Origin of the sequence: Shewanella sp. 10N.286.45.A1, from assembly GCF_041470405.1 — a bacterium.
In the GTDB taxonomy this organism is placed as follows: Bacteria; Pseudomonadota; Gammaproteobacteria; order Enterobacterales; family Shewanellaceae; genus Shewanella.
Map to the genome: position 1 here is coordinate 27,772 of NZ_JBFRMK010000122.1, position 23,364 is coordinate 51,135.

Genomic DNA, 23,364 nt, shown 5'->3' on the forward strand with positions numbered 1-23,364 from the left:
CAAGCTTGCTTTACTAAAAGTTTACTAGGCTTTACTTTATTTTCGGACTGATAATATTGGTTAGAGGAAAATCAAAGATGTTTTTCACAAAAAAAATCCCAATTTAGCAGGGCTAAATTGGGATTTTAAGCGCTTACGCTTATGTTAGAGCATTAAGCGTTTGGTCCTGCATTCTTGATTGAATCAGGTACTTGGTACTTTTCAAAGTTCTTCTGGAAACTTTCTGCTAGATGCTGTGCGAACTCGGCATACTGCTGCTTATCTTCCCAGGTATTAATTGGGTTGAGTAAGTTACTGTCTACACCAGGAATCGCCACAGGAACATGCAGGTTTAACTTTTCAAGGTACTCAGTTTCAACATCCTTTAGCTCGCCGCTTACGATTGCATCGACAATCGCGCGGGTTGTTGGAATGTCAAAACGCTTACCAATACCGTGTGGTCCGCCAGTCCAGCCAGTATTGACCAAGTAAACTTGGCTACCGAAAGATTCGATACGCTTCATCAATAGCTCAGCGTATACGCCTGCAGGGCGTGGGAAGAACGGTGCACCGAAACACGTTGAGAAAGTAGACTGAATCGCTGCTGTTGAGCCCATTTCAGTCGAACCCACTTTAGCAGTGTAGCCAGATAAGAAGTGGTAGGCCGCCTGCTCTTTGGTCAGCTTAGAAACTGGCGGTAATACACCTGAAACATCGCAAGTTAAGAACACGACTGCATGAGGCTCTGCGCCGCAGTTCTCCTCTTTACGTTGAGCAATATGCTCAAGTGGGTAAGCGGCGCGCGTGTTTTCTGTTAGTGACGAGTTAGTGTAATCAGGTACACGATTCTCATCCGTTACCACGTTTTCAAGTACAGTACCAAAACAGATAGCATCCCAGATCACTGGCTCGTTTTTCTGGCTAAGGTCGATACATTTTGCGTAGCAACCGCCTTCAATGTTGAATACGCCACCGGGTGCCCAGCCGTGCTCATCATCACCGATAAGGAAGCGCTTAGGATCTGCAGAAAGCGTAGTTTTACCTGTGCCTGATAGGCCGAAAAACAGCGTAGTATCGCCGTCAGTACCTACGTTAGCAGAGCAGTGCATTGGTAATACACCTTTCGCTGGTAATAGGAAGTTTTGCACTGAGAACATAGACTTCTTCATCTCGCCAGCATATTTAAGGCCAGCAAGCAGTACTTTACGTTCTGCGAAGTTCAAAATAACTGTTGCATCAGAATGAGTACCATCACGCTCTGGATTACATACAAATCCTGGTGCATTGATGATCTGCCAAGTTGGCTTGTCTGCTGCATTAAACTCTTCAGGTACGATGAAAAGGTTACGAGCAAATAGCTGATGCCAAGCATATTCAGTGGTGACAGTGACGGGCTGGTAGTGCTCTTTGCTCGCACCTACTTCTAGGTTTGAAACAAACGTGTCTTTATCAGCTAGGTAAGCTTCAACACGATTCCAAAGCGCTGTAAAAGCATCGGCTTCGAATGGCTTGTTGACTGGCCCCCACTCAATATCCGCTTCTGAGCTTGGCTCTTTTACGATAAAGCGGTCATTAGGTGAGCGACCTGAGCGTTCGCCAGTTTTTGCAACTAAAGCACCGTTTGCGGTCAATTCGCCTTCGCCGCGTGCTAGCGCAAGCTCGACTAATTGGCCTGTAGAGAGGTTAAGGTACTCGCGGTTTGATCCATCCGCCATGGGTAAGGTCTCCATCTTTAGGGTCGTTTTATTTGCCGGTCTATGGCGCCAGCTATTTTGTCTGCGGCGATTGTAACGTATGCGCAATTGAATATGTGGACTAGATCAAAAAAAATACCAAAAAGTGATCATCAGACTGCAATATTGCACTGAAACTTGGTAGGAAGGTCATACCAATTACCTGTTTCATTAAATTGAAGCATAAAAAAGGCGCTCAATGAGCGCCTTAAAATAGGTAAAGCAAATAAAAATTGTTTATTGAGTGGTATCGCTATTTGGCGACACTGCATAAATAGCTTCGACATCAATTGCGTCGAATATATATTTGCTGTTGCAGTACTCACAACCCATCTCAACTTTACCTTGCTCAGCAATAATTGAGTCGATTTCTGCCTTTGCTACGGTGCGTATAGCTTGTGCGCTGCGCTCTTTTGAACAGCTACAATTGAAAGTAATTGCTACTGGCTCAAATAGACGAACTTCCTCTTCATGGTAAAGGCGATGTAATACCTCTTCAGCCTCAAGCGTAAATAGTTCCTCTTGCTTAACCGTTTCGGTTAACACTGAAAGGTGTTCGAACTCTGCGTTATGGTCACCGTCAGTTGGCAATACCTGTAGGAACATACCGGCTGCTTGATTGGCATTGGCAAATAATTTTATCTTGGTCGGTAGCTGCTCTGATTGCTCAAAGTAGGCTTCGAGACACTCACTTAATGTTTCTTTGTCGAGTGCAACCACGCCTTGATAACGCTCACCATCATCCGGTGTTAGTGTAATGACCATGTGGCCTTTACCAAACAAAGATTGCAGCTGTGCATCTGCAGCAATGTCGCCATTCCAGCGAGAAACACCGCGTAGTTGTTGCAAGTTATTGCCGTTAATAACTGCAAGTGAGACTGGGCCATCGCCTTGTAGCTGAATGCTAATGTCGCCGCTAAATTTCAAGGTTGCTGTTAGCAGTGATGTTGCCGCCATAAGCTCACCCAATAAGTGCTGAATTGCGACTGGGTAGTCATGCGCTGCAATGACTTCTTGGTAGCTTTTCTCTAATTGTACCAATTCACCACGCACACTGGCATTGTCAAATAGGTAACGGTATAAGTTGTCTTTAGTCATTTTGGTATTCCAGTGTTAACTTTCTTTAAAGCGCATAATTTGACGACGCTGTTTCTTATCGGGCTTCTGCTCTGGAGCCGGATTATGAAGAATATTCAAGCGCCTTTGCTCGGCATAGGTCTCTCGCTTCGCTATGCTCTGCGGTGTTTCTTCATAAAGGGTTTGCGCAATTAACCCTTTCTGGCGTTGTTCTGACAATTTTACAATGACGATCTCTTTTTCGTCATATCCTTGTCTTAATCTAATGGTGGCACCTATCTCTGCATATTTGCTCGATTTGGTGCGCTGACCGTTATAGTGTACTTTACCACCATTAATCATCTCTTTTGAGATGGCGCGAGTCTTGTAGAAGCGCGCAGCCCAGAGCCATTTGTCTAGCCTGACTTTCAATGCTTGCTGCTCGTTGTCGATCATGAGCGACTCCAGTGGTAGATTAACCTTTATTAAAGTAGGGGGAAGTTCACAAGCTGAGTATTAATATACGAATCTTTACATCCCGACACGCAGAATAGTGGCAAGCTTCACACCCTTTTTAGGCGCGTAAAGTTAGCATATTTACCCTATTATCGCCAACATTGCTGCTGTTATGGGCTTGTTGCTGATTGCAGTGTGGGTTAGCATGAGTCAGGATTTGCTAAATTATCATAACCAGAACAGAGACCTGTGCAGAGGGTCCACATAAATATGGATTTATTAGATAAGTTTTTAACTAAAGCAGCAGGTGTGCCCCAAAAGCCTGTTAGCTCAGCGATATTTACTATTGGTATCGTGCTAATGTTATTTCTATTGGCACAGATCACATGGAAGTTAGTCCCTGAAAATTCAGCTGTTTCTCGCTGGACGCCCACACCTGTCTCATCGACATCTTCCGGTTCCGCTAATATCTCAGGTGTCAAAGCATTGAGTCTATTTGGCCGTGCTGATAGCTCTTCTAAGCCTAAAACAGCGCCTGTAGAAGAGGTTATCACCGATGCTCCTAAAACTTCGCTGTCGATTCAATTGACAGGGGTGGTTGCATCGACCACTGAACAAAAAGGTCTTGCGGTTATTGCTTCTAGTGGTAGCCAAGAAACTTATAGTCTAGGTGATAAAATTAGAGGAACGTCAGCATCGTTAAAAGAGGTTTATGCCGATCGCATTATTATCACTAATAGTGGCCGCTACGAAACCTTGATGCTAGATGGACTTGAATACAATACTAATAGCAATGCTAACCAGCAGTTACAAAAGGCTAAGAGCTTGCCAAAAGGTAAAAGAGTCGATCAACGTCAAAATCGCGAAGTTGCCCGTGAGTTAGGCGAATCTCGAGCTGAGATTTTAGCTGATCCGAGCAAGATAACCGATTACTTAGCCATCTCACCGGTTAAGAGTGGTGGCGAGTTGGCGGGTTACCGACTCAATCCTGGAAAAGACAGAAAACTATTTACCGAAGCGGGTTTTAAGCCAAATGATTTGGCTAAATCGCTTAACGGTTATGACTTGACCGATATGGGTCAGGCATTAGAGGTTATGGGGCAACTACCAGAGATGACTGAAGTTGCTTTAATGGTTGAGCGCGAAGGTCAACTTATCGAAATTATGTTTAGTTTGCCGCAATAACAGAGCAGCAATCAATAACAATAAAGGCTGCTGCAATAATTAATTGAGCTTGCCGCACTTAAAGGTTTTAGGGGAAGTAATACAATGAATAATAAAAGGATTAGACGCAGACTAATCGCTGGTATGGTTATGGGCGCATCATTGCTTGCGCCACAACTTGCTTGGTCTGAGCAATATGCGGCTAACTTTAAAGGCACTGACATTCAGGAGTTTATCAACATCGTTGGTAAGAACTTGAATCGCACTATTATTGTCGACCCTACCGTTCGCGGCAAAATTAATGTTCGCAGTTATGATCTGTTAGATGACGAGCAATACTACCAATTCTTCCTCAATGTACTGCAAGTATATGGCTATGCAGTGGTTGAGATGGATAACAACATCATCAAAGTTATCAAAGATAAAGATGCTAAGACGGCGTCGATTAGAGTCGCAGATGATAAAGCGCCTGGATTAGGCGATGAGATGGTGACTCGTATTGTTGCGCTGTATAACACCGAAGCTAAACAGCTCGCACCGTTGTTGCGTCAGTTAAACGATAATGCCGGTGGTGGTAACGTGGTTAACTACGATCCATCAAATGTGTTGATGATCTCCGGTCGTGCTGCTGTCGTAAATAAACTGGTTGAAATTGTACGCCGCGTCGACAAGCAAGGTGATACTGCTGTTGAAGTGGTTAAACTTGAGTTTGCATCTGCAGGGGAAATTGTACGTATCGTAGATACTCTTTATCGCTCTACAGCGAATCAAGCTCAAATGCCTGGCCAAGCCCCTAAGGTCGTTGCGGACGAACGTACTAACGCTGTTATCGTTAGTGGTGATGAAAAAAGTCGTCAACGTGTGGTTAAATTGATCAAAAAGCTTGATGCTGAACAAGCCACTACAGGTAACACTAAAGTACGTTACTTGCGTTACGCTAAAGCAGAAGATTTAGTTGAAGTGCTAACAGGCTTTGCCCAGCAACTGGTTGATGATAAAGGCGGGGCAACTCAAGGCGCAAACAAGCGCCGTAACGAAATAAACATTATGGCGCACACTGATACCAATGCCTTGGTAATTAGTGCCGAGCCAGATCAGATGCGTACCATTGAAAGCGTGATTAACCAGCTTGATATTCGCCGTGCACAAGTACTCGTTGAAGCGATTATTGTCGAAGTTTCTGAAGGCGACGATGTTGGCTTTGGCGTACAGTGGGCTACCGAAGCAGGTGGTGGTACTCAATTTAACAACTTAGGCCCAACCATCGGTGAGATTGGCGCTGGTATCTGGGCTGCTCAAGGCGAAGAAGGTTCAACTGTTTGTAATGATGGAACTTGTACCGAAAACCCAGATACTCGAGGTGATATTACCTTACTTGCTCAAGCGTTAGGTAAGGTGAATGGTATGGCGTGGGGTGTGGCGATGGGCGATTTCGGTGCCTTAATCCAAGCTGTATCGAGTGATACCAAGTCAAACGTACTTGCAACACCATCAATTACTACTCTTGATAACCAGGAAGCCTCTTTCATCGTTGGTGATGAAGTGCCTATTCTTACCGGTAGCCAAAACTCAAGTAACGGCAATAGTAACCCCTTCCAAACCGTTGAACGTAAAGAGGTGGGTGTTAAGCTTAAAGTGGTACCACAGGTCAATGAAGGTAATGCTGTTAAGTTAACCATTGAACAGGAAGTGTCAGGTATTAATGGTAAAACTGGTGTCGATGTGACTTTCGCGACGCGTCGTTTAACCACTACGGTAATGGCTGATTCAGGACAGATAGTGGTGCTCGGCGGATTGATTAACGAAGAGGTGCAAGAGTCGGTTCAGAAGGTACCATTCTTAGGCGATATTCCAATTATTGGTCATCTATTTAAGTCATCTTCAAGCGGTAAGAAAAAGAAGAACCTAATGGTGTTTATCAAGCCGACGATTATTCGTGATGGGATTACCATGGAAGGGATTGCTGGGCGCAAGTACAACTACTTCAGAGCGCTACAGCTTGAGCAGCAAGAGCGTGGAGTGAACTTGATGCCAAATACCGATGTGCCTGTTTTGGAAGAATGGGATCAAGAAGCTTACCTGCCTACAGACGTCAATGAAGTACTCAATCGTTATAAAGACGGTAAAGGCTTAGATACCAAAATGCGTGAAACAGACCCAGCATTGAAGAGCATTTCTAACAGTAAAGATGCTGATGCTGAAAAAGTTAAAACTGAAGAAGCCACAGATAAAGAATCTAGCGATGAGTGATAATCAACTTCAAGCAGATGACGAGCTAGCGCAAGTATCTAATGAGCTTGGGCTAGTCTCAGAGGCGGAAGCAGATGAAGTCTTCCACTCGACCAGTAAAGAGCGTTTGCCGTTTGCTTTCGCTCATCGATTTAATGCTGCCTTAGATAAAGATGAAAACGGCGTTTTATCGCTGTTCCATACTGCAGGCACACCGTTGTCGGCACTGTTAGAGGTACGCCGTTATAGCGGTAAGTCTCTGCCGCTTATTAAATTAGCAGATAGCGCCTTTGAAGCGCGCTTAACTCAAGCTTACCAAGCTAATTCGTCAGAAGCCCAGCAGATGATGGAAGATATTGGTAATGAGATGGACCTGTTCACGCTTGCAGAAGAGCTACCTCAAACAGAAGACCTGTTGGAGGGTGACGATGACGCGCCAATCATTAAACTGATCAATGCATTGTTGTCTGAAGCGATTAAAGAAGAAGCGTCAGATATCCATATCGAGACTTATGAAAAGCAACTTGTGGTACGTTTTCGTGTTGACGGGATCTTAAAAGAGGTCTTAAAACCTAACCGTAAGCTGTCTTCGCTGTTGGTCTCACGTATCAAAGTGATGGCGCGTTTAGATATTGCTGAAAAGCGTGTTCCTCAAGATGGTCGTATTTCTCTGCGTATTGCTGGCCGTGCGGTCGACGTGCGTGTATCGACTATGCCATCAAGCCATGGTGAGCGAGTCGTACTGCGTCTACTGGATAAAAATGCCGGCAACTTAGACCTAGTGCAACTGGGTATGACTGAAGCTGTACGGGTACAGTTCGATGAACTTATTCGTAAGCCCCACGGTATTATCTTGGTCACAGGCCCTACAGGTTCAGGTAAAAGTACCACCTTGTATGCTGGTTTGACCGAATTGAACTCCATCGATACCAATATTCTCACAGTAGAAGATCCTATTGAGTACGAGCTAGAAGGTATTGGCCAAACTCAAGTTAACACTAAGGTTGATATGACCTTTGCGCGTGGCTTGCGTGCAATATTGCGTCAAGATCCCGATGTGGTAATGATTGGTGAAATTCGAGATTTAGAAACGGCACAGATTGCGGTACAAGCTTCGTTAACCGGTCACATGGTGATATCAACGTTGCATACCAATACTGCATCAGGTGCTATTACCCGTCTACAAGATATGGGTGTCGAGCCTTTCCTTGTGTCATCGAGTTTACTGGGCGTACTTGCACAACGACTGATCCGAACATTATGTAAGCATTGTAAAGAAGAGCATATACCTGATGAGCGCGAAAGAGAGCTGTTAGGTATTGCAGCTGATGACCCTCGTGTAATCTATCGTGCTAAAGGGTGTCAGTCTTGTGGCCATAATGGTTACCGAGGTCGTACCGGTATTCATGAATTATTAGTGGTTGATGATGATGTACGTGAACTGATCCACACCGGTCGAGGCGAGTTAGCAATTGAAAAGCATATTCGTAAATCAGTACCGAGTATCCGCCATGATGGTATGAGTAAAGTACTTGCAGGGAAAACAACCCTTGAAGAAGTGCTGCGTGTGACTCGCGAGGAGTAACCTGTGCCAGCATTTGAATACAAAGCATTAGATAAAGCAGGTAAGCAGCAAAAAGGCGTTGTCGAAGCGGATACCGCGAGACATGCTCGTGGCCAAATAAGAGAGTTGCGTTTAATGCCTTTGGAGATCACTCCGGTGGTTGAAAAAGAGCGTAAATCTAAATCTGGTGGCGTGAGCTTTTTTAAGCGTGGTATTTCGGTTTCTGAGCTTGCGTTGATTACTCGACAAATTGCGACGTTAGTTGCTGCAGGTCTGCCGATTGAAGAGGCGCTTAAAGCCGTAGGTCAACAGTGTGAGAAAGATCGTTTAGCCAGTATGGTGATGGCGGTTCGATCGCGTGTTGTTGAAGGCTATAGTTTGGCTGATTCCATGGCTGAATTCCCTCATATTTTTGACGAGTTATATCGCGCGATGGTGGCATCAGGTGAAAAATCTGGTCACTTAGAGGTGGTGTTAAACCGTCTTGCCGACTATACCGAGCGTCGTCAGCAGCTTAAAAGCAAAATGACCCAAGCGATGATCTATCCGATCGTACTGACTTGTGTTGCCATCGGCGTTATCGCAATTTTGCTCGCGGCAGTTGTCCCGCAAGTGGTAGGGCAGTTTGAGCATATGGGGCAAGAGCTGCCTTGGACAACAGAATTATTGATTAGCTCGTCTGATTTCATTCGTGATTACGGTCTGATCTTACTTGGGCTCATTATTGGCTTGTTTGTGATCATGAAGCGCTTATTAGTCGTGCCTGCAAACAGAATGAAATACGATTCGTTGCTGCTGCGCTTGCCAGTGGTAAGTAAGGTCAGTAAAAGTCTGAACACCGCTCGTTTTGCGAGAACATTGAGTATCTTGACGGCGAGTTCAGTGCCATTGCTTGACGCGATGCGGATTGCTAGTGACGTATTGGTCAATGTTAAGGTAAAAGCCGCTGTTGAAGATGCAACGCTCAGAGTGCGCGAGGGCACAAGTTTAGGGACTGCTTTGGCAAATACTAAACTTTTTCCGCCTATGATGCTCTATATGATCACCTCTGGTGAAAAAAGTGGTCAGCTTGAGCAGATGCTTGAGCGTGCGGCAGACAACCAAGATCGTGAGTTTGAGTCAAATGTCACCATTGCACTGGGTGTATTTGAACCTCTGTTGGTTGTTAGTATGGCCGCAGTAGTATTATTCATTGTTTTAGCTATTCTACAGCCTATTTTAGCGCTGAATAATATGATCAGTGGTTAACAGTTTCGATGTTGGCATTGCCATTCGAGAAATATTTAAGTCATTTATTTGAAGGAAGTTTTTAATGCAAACTCGTAATAAACAAAAAGGTTTCACGCTTTTAGAAGTGATGGTCGTTATTGTTATTCTCGGTATTTTAGCCTCAATGGTAGTGCCAAACTTGATGGGTAACAAAGATAAAGCTGACCAACAGAAAGCGGTTTCAGACATTGTTGCACTAGAGAATGCGTTAGATATGTATCGTTTAGATAACAGCATCTACCCATCAACAGAGCAAGGTCTTGAAGCATTAGTACAGAAGCCAACTATGTCGCCTGAGCCACGTAACTACCGTGAAGATGGTTATGTTAAACGCTTGCCGCAAGATCCATGGCGCAATGATTACCTGCTATTAAGCCCAGGTGAAAACGGCAAATTAGATATCTTCAGTGCAGGTCCTGATGGCCAGCCAGGAACAGAAGATGACATCGGTAACTGGAACCTACAGAACTTCCAATAAGATGACATTGCCAACAGCGTTGCGAGTTCGTCAATCGGGCTTCACCTTAATGGAGGTGTTGCTCGTTGTGCTACTTATGGGGCTAGCAGCGACTGCTGTTACCTTGAGTATGGGCGGTGCGGGACAAAAGCAATCGCTGGAACGCTTGGCGCAGCAATTTATGATGTCTTCGGAAATGGTACTGGATGAAACCGTTCTTAGTGGCCATTTTATCGGTATTGTTGTAGAAAAAGACAGCTATGAATATGTCTATTACGACGAAGAAGGGAACTGGAAGCCGCTAGAGCAGGATAGGTTGTTAGCGAGCAGACAGATGGAACCCGGCATTGAACTCGTATTGATCCTTGATGGCTTGCCACTCGTGCAGGACGATGAAGAAGATGAGAGCTGGTTTGATGAACCGCTAATAGAAAAGTCAGCTGATGAGAAAAAGAAGTACCCCGAGCCACAAATTCTATTATTTCCAAGTGGTGAAATGAGTGCATTTGAGCTCGCTTTCGTCGCTAAAGATGCAATGGATAAAGAGATCGAAGTGGTCGTCGTCGGTGATGCGTTAGGCCGGTTGAAACTCAATTATGAAGATGATGACCGTTAATGACTCTTTGCAAGCGGCAAACTCTTATCAAAACACGAGTGCTTATGTCTATTAAGCAGCGCGGGATGACCTTGCTTGAAGTCATGGTTGCTTTGGCTGTTTTTTCCATTGCTGCGGTCTCTATCACTAAAAGCTTGGGCGAGCAGATGGCCAATATGCCGATATTGGAAGAGCGCACCATGGCACAGTGGGTTGCCCATAATCAAATGGTGGAAGCGCGTTTAGAGCCTAAGTTCCCAGATATTGGTCGTAAAGATGGTCAAGAGCAGTTAGCAGGTAAAGACTGGTATTGGCGTAAAGAGGTTGTGAAGACAACCGATGATAATTTTAGAATGATCCGCATCACCATTAGCGACGATGATCGCTTTGGTCGTGTTATTGCTGAGGTAAGCAGTTATGTCCTCAAGTCGGATTAAATCTAGCAGCGGCTTTACGCTGTTAGAGATGCTGATCGCTATTGCTATATTTGCCCTCTTAGGGCTTGCAGCGAATACGGTACTGTCTACAGTTTTGAAAAATGATACGGTGACTCGTGAGTTTGCTGGCAAGTTAAAAGCGATGCAGCAAGGGTTTGGCATTATTGAGCGAGACCTAAACCAAATGGTAGCCCGCACTCCAAGATTACTCGAAGGAGGCCGTGCTACCACAGTGTTTCAAACTGGCGATAACATGCTCGACTCTGAATCAGAGTCGTTAGTCTTTTTTCGTTTAGGCTGGTTAAATCCTGACGGAATGCTGCCAAGAGGCAGTTTGCAGTCAGTTGCTTATGTGGTTATTGAAGGGAATTTGGAACGTTGGTATTACCCATATCCAGAACCCGAAATCGGTGCTGAACCGATTAAAACGATTGTGATGAAAAAGGTTATTTCGGTTGAGTATGCTTTTTTCACTGATGATAAGTGGGAACGAAAAACCGATGCCACCAAGCTGCCTAAAGCGATCGCTATGGAAATAGAGTTCGAGGATATAGGCAAGGTGCAACGTAAGTTCTTGTTGCCGGTAGGTGCTACCGCAGGCAGTAATAGCAACGGTGGCAATAATAACGGTGGCAATAATAGCGGTGATGATAATAACGACGGTAACACTGGCAGCAATAACGGTGGCAGTAGTAGCGGTTCCGCTGATAGCGGCAAAGGTACTTAACCATGCCAACTAAACAAAGAGGCGTTGCGCTGATAGTGGTGTTGTTGATTGTGGCTATGGTGGCGATTATTGCCACCAATATCACCTCTAGAAACCAGTTGTCTGTTAGGCGAACCATTAATTTGGCGCAATATGATCAAGCTTTTTGGTATGCCATATCTGCAGAAGAGATCGCTAAAAAGGTATTGAAGCAAGATTTAGAAGACTCTGAAACAGTGCATATGCAGCAGTATTGGGCACAAGCTGATGTTATTTTTCCTGCTGAGAATGGTGAAATTGCAGGTAAAATCAGTGATATGCAGTCATGTTTTAATGTAAATGCATTATCACAAACGACCAAGAAAGTTGAAAATGGTCAACCTAAAATGCCACTGCCAGCGATTCAATTTAAAGGACTGTTAGTGGCCCTTGGGATGGACGATTTTGCCGCAGAGCGCTTATCGCAAACCCTAAAAGATTATATCGACGAAGATATGACGGCGAGCCCTTATGGTGCGGAAGACGCGGAATATGAAGCACGAAATGTACCTTATCGTGCCGCTAATACCTTGATGAGCCATAAGAGTGAACTGCGTGCGGTAATGGGGTTCACGCAAGATATCTATCTTAAAATTGCACCTTATGTGTGTGCAGTACCAGGTAATACAACACAGGTATTAAATGTTAATACTGTGCCAGTAGAGCATGCCGCGCTGATTGCGGGCATGTTAGACAATAAAATTTCGGTTGGTGAAGCTGAAAGTATTATCAATCAGCGCCCCGGCGATGGTTATGAAAAAATAGATGAGTTTTGGGAAAACTCCTCTATTGCAAGCCTCGCTGGCGATGCACAACTTAAATCGAGTTTTGGCGTGACCAGTAGCTATTTTTTATTGGAAGCGGGCGCTAAAGTCGATAGCGCCGTATTTAGGCTTGAGAGTGTACTCAATGGCGATGGTAAAAAGCTAAATGTGTTATCCCGTCAGTTTGGCGGACAAAAATAACAACAGTCCTTTGATTCGATTAAAGAGACTCGTGGAGACAGATCAGTGAGTGAAAGACTATTTATCCGTTTAGGACAATCCTTTGAGCAACCGTGTTCGTGGCTCGTTTGGTCTGAACAGGAACAAGAAATAATAGGTTCTGGCGAACTCAGTGACGCTAGCGCACTATCGACTCTGACTGAAAGAGCGGCTAATCGCGCGGTTGACGTATTAGTTCCGGCATCCAGCATTACTTTGACTGCAGTTGATCTGCCTGAAAAAGGTCAGCGTCAAGCAATTAAAGCGCTACCATTTATGCTCGAAGAGAACTTGGCGCAAGATGTAGAAGAACTACATTTTGTGGTTGGGCCTCGCGAAGGTGATGCGCTCAATATCGCAGTGGTTGCCCATGAGCAGATGCAAAACTGGATAGAGTGGCTCGCGGAAGCTGGATTGAAAGCTAAGTGCATTGTGCCTGACTGTTTAGCACTGCCTTTGGCTGAATGTGATTGGGCGGCGATTACTTTTGGGCAAGAGATCTTGTTACGAACAGGCCAAGGCAGTGGTGTAAGCCTTGAGCAAGAGTGGCTCGAAATAGCATTACCACAACTGCTGCCTGACAGCGAAGAGGCAACCACCGTTGCTGGCTATACCGAACTTGCTTTGGCAGGGACGGATATAAAAGCGCAACCTCTCGACTTGCCCATGTTGGTGTTAGCACGTGGCATGCTCAATGCGCCGATGAACCTGCTGTCAGGTGTTTATCAACCTAAGCGTGAATACGGTAAGCATCTTAGTTTATGGCGTAATGCTGCCATCGTATTTGCGGTTGTAGTGGTGTTAGCGCTAGTGAATAAAGGCCTTAATATTCACCAAATGAATGCTAAAGCGGATGTGGTAAGACTGCAGAGCGAACAGATCTACAAGCAAGTGGTACCAGGTAGTTCGCGAGTGGTTAACCTGCGTGCGCAAATGGATAGTTATGTGCGAAAAATGCAAGGCGGCGGCAGCGGCACGGAATTTTTCACCATGCTCGAAGGCACTCAAGCTGCGTTTGAACAAGTACAAGATCTAAAGCCGACGACATTGCGCTTTGACAGTAATCGTGGCGAACTGCGGATGCAGATTAAAGCTAAGAACTATGCACAAATTGAGAAGTTTAAAGAGATAATATCTCGCACATACAAGCTCGATGGTGGCGCGATGAATAGTGGTGAGTCTGAAGTCACCAGCACCTTAACCATTAGGAGCAAATAAGATGGATAATCTTAAAGTATGGTGGGCGGGCTTAATCCTGCGTGAAAAGCAGATGGTTAGTGCTTGTGGCGTAGTATTAGTGATCGGTATTTTATATTGGGGCGTTTGGACACCAATCGCCAATGCCGAAGCCGATGCAGAGCGTAACCTTGAAGGCCAGCTCAATACTCTCAATTATGTAAAGCAAACTGCTAATCGTATTACTGGTTTGAAACAAACAAGCCAGGGCAGTGCTTTTAAAGGCAGTTTAAGCGCCGCGGTTAACCAAACAGCCGGTAGCTTTGGTTTAACAATTACTCGTATGCAGCCCCAAGGTAATAAAATTCAAGTATGGATGGATGAAGTGCCGTTCGATACTTTACTGAGCTACCTCAATGAGCTGGTTCAAAACCAAGGTTTATCATTAGAGAGCTTGGATGTGGCTGAATCCGATACCCCAGGTTTCGTTAATGTTCGCCGAATTCAGTTATCCAAGTAGGATGTTGTTGTGAAATTAGTAAAAAAAATCGCGCTAGGCTTTTTCATCTATTTGGTTTTTCTAGTGGTGTTATTTCCTGCTAGCATGGCAGTGAAGCTTGCACCTATACCGGCTAATACGGTCATTAGCGGAGTATCAGGCACAATTTGGTCTGGCAGTATCGACTCTTTGACTGTGCAAAAGCGTCAGCTTGAAATGGTGCGTTGGGAGCTGAGTGTTGCTTCACTGTTGATGGGAACAGTTAAGGCTGATATTAGTATCGGAAGTCGAAGTAGCGCCGTTAATGGTAAAGCCGTAGTAGCATATTCTTTTGCTGGGCTCGACGTTAGTGGTCTACGTTTTGAGGCGCCGAGTGACTTTTTGTTAGGTAATACTCGACTACCGTTTAGAACTGAAATTAAAGGTGATGTAAGCGCCTTAGTTGATACTTTTGAGCAGGGGTTACCTTGGTGTGAACAGCTATCGGGTAAGCTGTTTTTAAACAAAGTACAAGTGACTAATCAGTTTGGTAATTATCCATTAGGCGATATCGCTTTAGGTTTAAGCTGTATCGATGGCCAAGTGCAATTGGCCACAGATGAAAAGCTTAATGGCTTAGGCTTAGACGGGTCTATTTTGTTGGCTGATAATAAGATGATGCAGGTGAATGCTAAAATCCGTGAGGTTAATACTCAGCCTGATGACTTGAAAAAAGCACTTGGATTCCTAGGCAAGAAAGATAGCCAAGGCTACTACCCAATTACCTATCAAGGTCGATTACCTATCTAGGTTTATCTCTGTTGTAAAAGGTATTAAAAAGGCACTTTAAAGGTGCCTTTTTTGATCAAACTTGTTTGAGTAACTCATCCAATAGCTGATGGTAATCATCTATTGCGGGGAAGTCGCTAAATAGTTTGTTGGGTTTCTGGCTATCTGGATTTGCCACACCCAGTTGATGGCCGACTCCGGCGAGCTTAGCGGCAGCTAAAATGGTTTCATTGTCATCAATGAATAAGCAGCGACTTGGATCTAAATCAAAGCGTTCAAATAGTTGTTGCCAAAACAGTGGATGCTCTTTTGGGTAACCTGTTTCATGGCTAGAGATCATTGCATCTAAGCCTAAAGCTAAATCGGTATGTGCTAATTTGAGAGTTAAACCCTTCGGGTGAGCATTGGTCACTAGAATTCGCTTTTTGTTGGCTTTTTCTAGCGCATACAGAAATGGCAAGCTGTCTTGGCGCAGCTGGATCTTCTCCACTAGAGTTTTATGCAGGGTCATAATATCGAGCCCCATCTGCTGCTCCCAATAATCTAAACAGTACCAATCTAGTGTACCGTCAACCTGTTGGTAGTTTGCTTCAACCCACTCCATTGCTGCACTTTCCGAGATATTACGTTGCTCACTCAGGGCTTTGGGGATCAAACTGAGCCAAAAATGATTATCAAAATGCAGGTCGAGTAGGGTACCGTCCATATCAAGTAAAACAGTATCAATATCGTGCCATGGAAACATAGTTAGATGATCCTAGTAAATTCAGGTTGTAGATTGGAGCTAGAATAGTAAGATTGTAACTGATCTCAGCAACTATCTGCGGGAAAGATCAATCGCCATAGGATGTGTATGACTATCAAGAAGGTTAAACCAGAGATATTGCATGCTGAAGTAGTGGCTAAAAGCCGATTATTTCAGATTGAACAGCTGCATTTAAGGTTTTCAAATCAAGTTGAGCGTCAGTATGAGCGGATGAAAGGTAATAATCGTGGTGCGGTAATGGTGGTACCTGTACTTGATAATAAACAGTTATTATTAGGTCGAGAATATGCAGCGGGCACTCACAGTTATGAACTTGGCTTTCCAAAAGGGCTCATTGATCCGGGAGAAACTGCGGCGGAGGCTGCGAATCGAGAGTTACAGGAAGAGATTGGTTATGGATCAAGTAAGCTGACTCACTTAATGGAGTTGAGCCTAGCACCAGGTTATTTTGCCAGTAAAATGCAGATATTTTTAGCAGAAGACCTTTATCAAAGTGAGCTGGAAGGTGATGAACCTGAGCCGATAGACATAGTTCCATGGCCATTGGAGCAGTGGCAGGGTTTATTGCAAGAGCAGGATTTTTCAGAATCTCGCAGTGTAAGTGCTTTATTTTTAGCTCAAAAGCATCTACAACTGAAGTAGCTTAATTAATACAACCGGGTAGTAAGCAGTTATGAAGCCAGAGAGTTACATCGATCAAGTCATAGAAATCGCCACTGAGGCGGGCAAGAAAATTCGTGATATTTACCAGCAAGGTGATTTCGATCGCGAGATAAAGTCAGATAATACCCCGGTGACTTCGGCTGATATAGCCGCGCATAATATCATTATCAAAGCCCTTAAAGAGCTCACGCCTGAGATCCCTGTATTATCAGAAGAAGATGCCGACATAGCATTTTCTGAACGTTGTCATTGGCAACGTTACTGGTTGGTCGATCCGCTCGATGGAACCGGTGAGTTTATCGCCGGAAGTGGTGACTTCTCGGTCATTATTGCTCTCGTTGAACATAATCGCCCTATCGTTGGTGTTGTGTATGTACCTATGACTGAAGTGTGCTACTACGCCATTGCAGGTTTAGGTGCTTATAAGCGAGACAACGGCAATGAGGTGCGCATTAGTAGTCGTCAAATTAGTCATGATGACAATAGTCCATTGAGGCTAGCAGTGAGTCGCCGCCAAGATCCGCAGTCGGTTATCAAGTTGTTCAACCAAAATAAGCATTGTGAACTGGTGGTGCTTGGTGGGGCAGCGTTGAAAAGCTGCTTAGTGGCTGAAGGACGTGCAGACAGTTATGTGCGCATTGGTCCTACTGGTGAATGGGACACTGGCGCAGCACAAATTATTGTTGAAGAGGCGGGTGGCCAGATCATGGATCTCGCACTGCAACCGCTGAGTTATAACGAGCGTGAAAGTTTGGAGAATCCTAACTTTATTGTTGTGGGCTCGCCAAACTTAGCTTGGGATGAGATCCTAATCGCTGAGAGTTAAGTTATTAACTGTCTAAAGCCATCACAATGTGATGGCTTTTTTATTGGATTAATTCTGCCAGTTAATCCGTTTTCAAAAGGAAACTTATGCTTTTTAGTCGCCGCTTTTTGCCCTACTTTGTAACTCAGTGCTTAGGGGCGCTAAATGATAATGTTTATAAAAATGTGCTGCTATTAATGGTGAGCTACTCACAAATTGACGCCTTACCTATTGATGTGCACCTTTTTGTAAACCTTGCCGCAGGCCTTTTCATTCTGCCATTTTTGCTATTTTCAGCACATGCGGGACAAATTGCCGACAGTATCGATAAAGCGACTCTTATCCGTCGACTTAAAGTACTCGAGCTTTTGATTATGTCCGCTGCAGTGTTGGCGATCTTCTCTCATAGCTATCTTACAATGTTGTTACTGCTGTTCTTGATGGGGGGGCAATCTGCATATTTTGGCCCGGTAAAATACTCATTATTACCCCGAGTATTAAGCGAGCATGAGCTGGTGTCGGGCAATGCTTGGGTTGAAATGGGCACCTTCCTGGCCATTTTGGCTGGTACTTTATCAGCAGGGCTCATTGTTGCTAGCGAACATGTTACATATTGGGCGGCAGGGAGTGTGGTTACCTTGGCACTCATGGGTGTGTTTAGTAGTTGGATGATCCCCAGTATTCCCTCAAGTAATAAAGTTAAACCCAAGTTTTCGATCATCAAGGCGACGGTAACCAGCATTTCGAAAGTGCGAAAAAGTCGAGATATTTGGATTGCGATATTGGCGATTAGTTGGTTTTGGTTTGTTGGTGCGAGCTATTTAACACAGATCCCAAATTTTGCCCGCATAACACTTCATTCCGACCCGACCGTGGTGTCATTATTGCTGCTGCTCTTTTCAATTGGCATAGGCATAGGCTCTTTTGTGTGCGAGCGATTGTCATGTAAGCAAGTTGAACTGGGGATCGCGCCTTTAGGTTTGATAGTACTTGGTGTATTTGGCATCGATCTGTATGCCGCTTTACCAATCTTAGCGGCTCCAACTGCTGTATTTGATGTCGTCACATTTGTCAGCGATGCCATCCACTACCGTTTGATGTTTGATCTATTGATGATAGGTGTTGGCGGCGGTTTGTTTATTGTGCCGCTATATACCTTCATTCAAGCGCGTGCAGATGAAAACGAATGTGCGCAGGCCATCGCCAGTAACAATATCGTCAACGCACTGTTTATGGTGACTTCGGCAGTTTTTGCCATGTTGGTGTTAAACGGATTGCAATGGAAAATCGAACAATTATTCCTCCTGCTCGCCTTTGGTAATTTGCTAGTACTGTTGATTTTACTACTAAGTTGGTCAGAACTGGCGATGAGTGCATTTAGCTATGTATTACGGCGGATGCTTAATTGGCAGAGCATCAACAATACTGAGGAGCTAGCCGCTTTAAAGCAGGATAAAACCGCAGCTATCATCATTGAGGTAGAGCGATTTGATCTCTCTACATTGTTTGTCATTAATGGTTTGTTTAATCGACCTGTTTATATTGCAACTCCCCAGCCAGATACTCAACAAAATTGCCTAGAGAGGTACTTTATCAATAAACGGCAATGGGACGGTGCAATGCAGCCCTTGCCAGTGCTGGTATGTACTCAAGGGGCAATATTGCCAGCTTCAATAGATAACGCTCGATGGGTTAAATGCAGCATTAAGCACGGGAAAAAATCGTGGTTAAGAGGGGGAATTGAAGTGAAATTAACGATATAGCCGGTTAAGAAGAGCGTCATAACCGGCTAAAGGAGGGTTAGATGTTAGTTAGCATCTAACCATTGATGTATCGCGGCATGATCGCCTTTAAACAAAATCCGTTCAGTTTTCTTATCTATCTGGTACTGATACATAGGATCGTAATATTTACTTAACAGTAGCTCAATCCATTCAAGATGAGCACTGGTATCACCACGACTTTGCTGAATGTTAAGCGCATTGGTGATAATCGTTTGGAATTCATCGTGTTGCTTACCACCCAGTCGTTTCTTTATCCCGGTGATACTCAGTGCTAAATATTCAGCAAATGCTGCAAAGCCGGCTTCTTCACCAAGACGCTCAATATAGCCGTTATGCATTTTATGTACATACTCATTAAGTAGGCGGGTTAATCTTGCTTGCATCGGTTCTTCTAGCACCACGACATTAGCCGCTTGCATCCCTTTGTAGAATGCTTGTGGTAATGCAGAGCGTCCAATAAGGAAGCTCTCATCTTCGAGCAGCAGGTGTTTAGCGTTGCTATCTTGATGTTTTAAGAGAGCGACAGCTAATGCATTCTCAAAGTTTATCTGGGTCGGCTGCGGCTCATGGTAGCGGCCAAAGCTCGAACCTCGATGATGAGCAATACCTTCGAGATCGACACTGTCATTACGAGCGAGCAAAAAGTCGGTCTTACCGCTGCCGGTGATCCCACTGAGAATTAACATGGGTTTCTGGCTCGCTGCGTTATCGATAGTTTCAATTAAAAACTGACGCATCGCTTTATAGCCGCCTTCAATAAAGGGGATATCGATACCAGCTTCTTTTAACCACTGTTGAGTTAATTTAGAGCGTAAGCCCCCTCTAAAGCAATAAAGGTATGCATCTGGGTGCTGAGTAAAATAGCGTTGCCAAGCATCAAGCCTTTGCTGCTTTATCTCGCCAGTAACAAGTGAATGGCCTAAAGTGATAGCAGCTTGTTGTCCGTTTTGTTTGTAGCAAGTACCGACTAATTTACGCTCTTCGTCTTCCATTAATGGATGGTTACTACTGGCAGGAAATGCCCCCTTGGTAAATTCAACAGGTGCTCGCGCATCCATTATAGGATGATCACTGACGAGAATTCGTCGGTACTCACTTGCGCTCACCATGTTGACGGGCATTAGATAAGCTCCACTGTGGTTGCTGATTGCTCTACTAACTCACCAATGCAGATAGGTTCGACACCATTGTCTGATAGTAATTGCTGCAGTTCAGCTTCGCCCTCACTAGAGACCGAGATCAACAAGCCGCCACTTGTTTGCGGGTCGCAGATAATCGCTTTTTGCTGTTCAGTTAACACGGGTAAGTGTTCACCATAGCTATCGAAGTTTCTGTGGGTTCCCCCTGGAATGCAGCCCATCTCGAGGTATTGCTGAGCATTAGGCAGTAGCGGCAGCAAACTGATATCGATTTTTGCGCCAAGCTCTGCGCCATGACACATCTCTAAAAGGTGTCCAGCTAAGCCGAAGCCAGTAACATCAGTTAGTGCGTTTACCTGTGGAATTTTTGCGATATTAGGGCCCAAAATGTTCAACTGACACATCGCATCCGCTGCTGTATTAAGGTCGGCATCAGCAAGCTTTTTCTGCTTTTGCGCAGTGGTTAAAATGCCAATACCAAGTGGCTTGGTTAGGTAGAGTTTATCGCCCACTTTAGCCGTGTTGTTCTGCTTGAGCTCATCCAATGGAATTTGCCCAGTTACCGCTAAGCCAAAAATAGGCTCTGGAGAATCAATACTATGACCTCCGGCTAGCATTATTCCTGCATCGGCGCAGGCTTGTCTGCCACCATCAACAACTTGTTGTGCCACTTCGGCAGGTAGCTTATCTACTGGCCAGCCCAAAATGGCGATTGCCATCATAGGCGTGCCGCCCATGGCATAGATATCACTGATCGCATTGGTTGCTGCTATGCGTCCGAAAGTAAAAGGGTCATCAACGATAGGCATAAAAAAGTCGGTGGTGCTAATAATGCCTGTGGTGTCGTTAAGTTTGTAAACCGCAGCGTCATCTCGGGTTTGATTCCCCACAAGCAGTTTAGGATCGTCAAATACCGGAAGTTGAGTTGCGAGTATTGTGCCTAGTACTTTAGGGGAGATCTTGCAGCCACAACCTGCGCCGTGACTATACTCGGTAAGTTTTATTTGTTGATCTGACATGAGCTTGAAACGCCCTAAAAATGCTAATTAGCCGATTATCATAGACCCATCATCTAATGACTTCAATGAAGTGACTGGTGAAGTTGAGCTCTAATGGTAGATTTGTGGGATTGACTGAGTATTGAGTTACGCGAGTATCAAAGAAAAAGCCACTCATGAGAGTGGCTGATGTTGTTCTACCTATGGTATTAGCTCTTAGCTAAAGCTTGCGGTCAGGCTGTGCCAGCTTTTCTTTTGTTGCTTGAATCGAAGCTTAAGCTCTTTGACCTCAGCCATAAGATCTCGATCCGCGAGTTGTTTACGCTTAGCTTCAAGCAGTGCTTTCTTGGCATCGTAATATTCTGCTAAATGAGTTTTCAGCATTTCATACTCGGCCTGTAGCTTTTCAATAATCTCTTCACTGTTAGCAAGATGAGCAACTTTATTTTGAGTGCGTTTAAGCTGCATCTGTAAGCGAGCGCTTTCGATTCGCTCTTGTGGCACAACTCGGCGGCTATTAGTGAGCCCTACTAACGCCAGCCCATCGATTAACCACTTGGTTGGATCATACTGCCACCAGTGAATACCATTGCGGTAGTCATTCTCAAATATATGATGGTAGTTATGGTATCCCTCACCATAAGTTAACAGGGCGATAAAGCCGTTATCACGGGCAGTATTTTTATCTGTATACGGCTGCGAACCCCATATGTGAGCCAGTGAATTAATGAAGAAAGTACAGTGATGTACCACCACTAGGCGTAATAGACCTGCTAGCAGTAGCATGCCAAGAATGTCACCATTCAACCAACCTAACAGAATCGGTAGGCCGAAGTTCATGATAATAAGCAGTGGTAGATAGTATTTATGCTGCCACATCACAATTTTATCATTCTGTAGATCGCGTACATTTTTGTAATCATGGTATCGCTGAGATTGATATTCACGCAGCATCCAGCCTATATGGCTATACCAAAATCCCATTTTAGCTGAGTAAGGGTCTTTATCGTTATTATCGACATGCTTGTGGTGTACTCGATGATCTGAAGACCAATGCAGTGCACTATTTTGTAGTGCCAGTGCGCCGCCAAGGGCATAGAGAAAGCGCACTGAAGCATGGGCTTTGTATGTGCGATGAGACCAGAGTCTATGGTAGCCACCGGTGATCGATAAGCCACTGGCAAAGGCAAGTACTACAAAGGCGATCCATTCGATGGCCTCAAAGCCATAAACGATCCCATACCAAGGTACTAATAAAACAGCGCAGGCAAATGTGATGGTAAAAAGACTCACATTCATCCAAATAATTGGAGGTTTTTTCATTATTTTTTATAATCTCTAGTTGAGCGTACAGCTGTACGCTAATTTAACTTGGATAGAGATTTGGGTCAAGTTTGTTGATGCTGCGTTTTAAGTAAAAAAGCGTTATTATTCGAAACATAACTTTTGTAAGTAGGTTCCGTATGGGCATTAGAGCACAACAAAAAGAGAAGACACGACGCGCGCTAGTTGATGCAGCGTTTAATCAGTTGAGTGCTGAGCGTAGCTTTTCTAGCTTGAGTTTGCGCGAAGTTGCCCGCGAGGCCAATATTGCACCGACCTCATTCTATCGACATTTTAAAGATATGAATGAGTTGGGTTTAACCATGGTGGACGAAGGTGGACTTACGCTCAGGCAGATGATGCGGAAAGGGCGTCAGCGTGCAGAAGCAGGTGGTAGTGTTATTCGTATTTCTGTTGAAACCTTTATGGAAGTACTTGAATCTAATCCCAATGTATTTAGGATCCTGCTGCATGAGCGTTCTGGCACCTCAGCGCCATTTCGTGGTGCAGTAGCAAGAGAGATTGAGCATTTCATCTCTGAATTAGCGCATTACACAGAAGCAACCGCTAATCGAGCACCAGATCTAGCACATGCTCAAGCTGAAGCGCTGGTGACTTTAGTGTTCAATGCGGGTGCTGCGGCGTTAGATATGAAACGGGTAGATCGTAAGGTCTTAGCGGATCGACTCGTGATTCAATTGCATATGATCGCTAAAGGTGCCGATGCTCTGCAGAATAAAAGAGAGCAGAAGTAGCAGATTAATACCAATTGCATT

23 protein-coding genes are annotated in these 23,364 nt (G+C 44.6%); 16 read left to right on the top strand and 7 right to left on the bottom strand.

The annotated features are described in order from the left end of the window. Positions 1–152: 152 nt before the first annotated feature. The 3 genes from AB4238_RS10230 to hslR form a co-directional block, all read right to left on the bottom strand. Positions 153–1,709 carry a phosphoenolpyruvate carboxykinase gene (locus AB4238_RS10230; protein WP_372033373.1) on the bottom strand — a complete coding sequence of 519 codons (1,557 nt, stop codon included), beginning with the start codon at positions 1,707–1,709 and terminating at the stop codon, positions 153–155. A 240-nt stretch (positions 1,710–1,949) separates the two neighbouring features. Continuing rightward, on the bottom strand, positions 1,950–2,810 hold the full coding sequence (gene hslO / locus AB4238_RS10235) for an Hsp33 family molecular chaperone HslO (protein WP_372033374.1): 861 nt from the start codon (positions 2,808–2,810) through the stop codon (positions 1,950–1,952). A 15-nt stretch (positions 2,811–2,825) separates the two neighbouring features. After that, a complete protein-coding gene (hslR, locus tag AB4238_RS10240) occupies positions 2,826–3,224 on the bottom strand; it encodes a ribosome-associated heat shock protein Hsp15 (RefSeq protein WP_372033375.1) in 399 nt (132 codons plus the stop codon). A gap of 270 nt (positions 3,225–3,494) precedes the next feature. On the opposite strand from hslR, the gene gspC reads away from it, so the two are divergent. The 12 genes from gspC (at position 3,495) to AB4238_RS10300 (ending at position 15,131) form a co-directional block, all read left to right on the top strand. Then, positions 3,495–4,409 carry a type II secretion system protein GspC gene (gspC, locus tag AB4238_RS10245; protein ID WP_372033376.1) on the top strand — a complete coding sequence of 305 codons (915 nt, stop codon included), beginning with the start codon at positions 3,495–3,497 and terminating at the stop codon, positions 4,407–4,409. Between the two features lie 84 nt (positions 4,410–4,493). After that, the gene (gspD, locus tag AB4238_RS10250; RefSeq protein ID WP_372033377.1) at positions 4,494–6,638 is read left to right on the top strand and encodes a type II secretion system secretin GspD; all 2,145 of its coding nucleotides are present in this window, start codon (positions 4,494–4,496) and stop codon (positions 6,636–6,638) included. Further along, positions 6,631–8,202, top strand: coding sequence for a type II secretion system ATPase GspE (gene gspE, locus AB4238_RS10255; RefSeq protein WP_372033378.1), 1,572 nt, complete (start codon positions 6,631–6,633; stop codon positions 8,200–8,202). The genes gspD and gspE overlap by 8 nt, the downstream gene beginning before the upstream one ends. Positions 8,203–8,205: 3 nt before the next feature. Next, positions 8,206–9,429, top strand: a complete 1,224-nt coding sequence (gene gspF, locus AB4238_RS10260) for a type II secretion system inner membrane protein GspF (RefSeq protein WP_372033379.1) — start codon at positions 8,206–8,208, stop codon at positions 9,427–9,429. Positions 9,430–9,493: 64 nt separating this feature from the next. Beyond that, positions 9,494–9,928: a type II secretion system major pseudopilin GspG gene (gene gspG, locus AB4238_RS10265; RefSeq protein ID WP_220738335.1), complete on the top strand. Its 435-nt coding sequence runs from the start codon at positions 9,494–9,496 to the stop codon at positions 9,926–9,928. Then, positions 9,891–10,523, top strand: coding sequence for a type II secretion system minor pseudopilin GspH (gene gspH / locus AB4238_RS10270; protein WP_372033380.1), 633 nt, complete (start codon positions 9,891–9,893; stop codon positions 10,521–10,523). Before gspG ends, gspH begins: the two co-directional genes overlap by 38 nt. Before the next feature lie 44 nt (positions 10,524–10,567). Continuing rightward, a complete protein-coding gene (gene gspI, locus AB4238_RS10275) occupies positions 10,568–10,939 on the top strand; it encodes a type II secretion system minor pseudopilin GspI (protein ID WP_372033381.1) in 372 nt (123 codons plus the stop codon). Then, complete coding sequence (gene gspJ / locus AB4238_RS10280) at positions 10,920–11,666, top strand: type II secretion system minor pseudopilin GspJ (RefSeq protein WP_372033382.1); 747 nt, start codon at positions 10,920–10,922, stop codon at positions 11,664–11,666. Before gspI ends, gspJ begins: the two co-directional genes overlap by 20 nt. A gap of 2 nt (positions 11,667–11,668) precedes the next feature. Then, the gene (gene gspK, locus AB4238_RS10285; protein WP_372033383.1) at positions 11,669–12,649 is read left to right on the top strand and encodes a type II secretion system minor pseudopilin GspK; all 981 of its coding nucleotides are present in this window, start codon (positions 11,669–11,671) and stop codon (positions 12,647–12,649) included. 45 nt (positions 12,650–12,694) lie between these two features. Then, on the top strand, positions 12,695–13,885 hold the full coding sequence (gene gspL / locus AB4238_RS10290; RefSeq protein WP_372033384.1) for a type II secretion system protein GspL: 1,191 nt from the start codon (positions 12,695–12,697) through the stop codon (positions 13,883–13,885). 1 nt (position 13,886) lies between these two features. Further along, entirely contained in the window at positions 13,887–14,363 is a 477-nt protein-coding gene (locus AB4238_RS10295) for a type II secretion system protein M (protein WP_372033385.1), read from the top strand. Between the two features lie 9 nt (positions 14,364–14,372). Then, on the top strand, positions 14,373–15,131 hold the full coding sequence (locus AB4238_RS10300; RefSeq protein WP_372033386.1) for a type II secretion system protein N: 759 nt from the start codon (positions 14,373–14,375) through the stop codon (positions 15,129–15,131). Positions 15,132–15,186: 55 nt separating this feature from the next. Here AB4238_RS10300 and yrfG read toward each other — a convergent pair whose 3' ends face one another. After that, positions 15,187–15,855, bottom strand: coding sequence for a GMP/IMP nucleotidase (gene yrfG / locus AB4238_RS10305; protein ID WP_372033387.1), 669 nt, complete (start codon positions 15,853–15,855; stop codon positions 15,187–15,189). A 108-nt stretch (positions 15,856–15,963) separates the two neighbouring features. Between yrfG and nudE the strand changes: the two genes are divergently transcribed. The 3 genes from nudE (at position 15,964) to AB4238_RS10320 (ending at position 19,107) form a co-directional block, all read left to right on the top strand. Continuing rightward, the gene (gene nudE, locus AB4238_RS10310; protein WP_372033388.1) at positions 15,964–16,518 is read left to right on the top strand and encodes an ADP compounds hydrolase NudE; all 555 of its coding nucleotides are present in this window, start codon (positions 15,964–15,966) and stop codon (positions 16,516–16,518) included. 31 nt (positions 16,519–16,549) lie between these two features. Beyond that, positions 16,550–17,365, top strand: coding sequence for a 3'(2'),5'-bisphosphate nucleotidase CysQ (gene cysQ / locus AB4238_RS10315; protein WP_372033389.1), 816 nt, complete (start codon positions 16,550–16,552; stop codon positions 17,363–17,365). A gap of 86 nt (positions 17,366–17,451) precedes the next feature. Continuing rightward, the gene (locus AB4238_RS10320; protein WP_372033390.1) at positions 17,452–19,107 is read left to right on the top strand and encodes an MFS transporter; all 1,656 of its coding nucleotides are present in this window, start codon (positions 17,452–17,454) and stop codon (positions 19,105–19,107) included. 44 nt (positions 19,108–19,151) lie between these two features. Here the strand turns inward: AB4238_RS10320 and mnmH are convergent, their stop codons facing one another. From mnmH to AB4238_RS10335, 3 genes are all read right to left on the bottom strand, one after another. After that, positions 19,152–20,249, bottom strand: a complete 1,098-nt coding sequence (mnmH, locus tag AB4238_RS10325) for a tRNA 2-selenouridine(34) synthase MnmH (protein ID WP_372033391.1) — start codon at positions 20,247–20,249, stop codon at positions 19,152–19,154. Next, the gene (gene selD / locus AB4238_RS10330; RefSeq protein ID WP_371991573.1) at positions 20,249–21,286 is read right to left on the bottom strand and encodes a selenide, water dikinase SelD; all 1,038 of its coding nucleotides are present in this window, start codon (positions 21,284–21,286) and stop codon (positions 20,249–20,251) included. The genes mnmH and selD overlap by 1 nt, the downstream gene beginning before the upstream one ends. A 195-nt stretch (positions 21,287–21,481) precedes the next feature. Then, positions 21,482–22,588 (bottom strand): fatty acid desaturase, encoded by a 1,107-nt coding sequence (locus AB4238_RS10335; protein ID WP_371991571.1) that lies wholly within the window; start codon positions 22,586–22,588, stop codon positions 21,482–21,484. 140 nt (positions 22,589–22,728) lie between these two features. Between AB4238_RS10335 and fabR the strand changes: the two genes are divergently transcribed. Continuing rightward, positions 22,729–23,343 carry an HTH-type transcriptional repressor FabR gene (gene fabR / locus AB4238_RS10340; protein WP_371991569.1) on the top strand — a complete coding sequence of 205 codons (615 nt, stop codon included), beginning with the start codon at positions 22,729–22,731 and terminating at the stop codon, positions 23,341–23,343. The last annotated feature ends 21 nt before the right edge of the window (positions 23,344–23,364 follow it).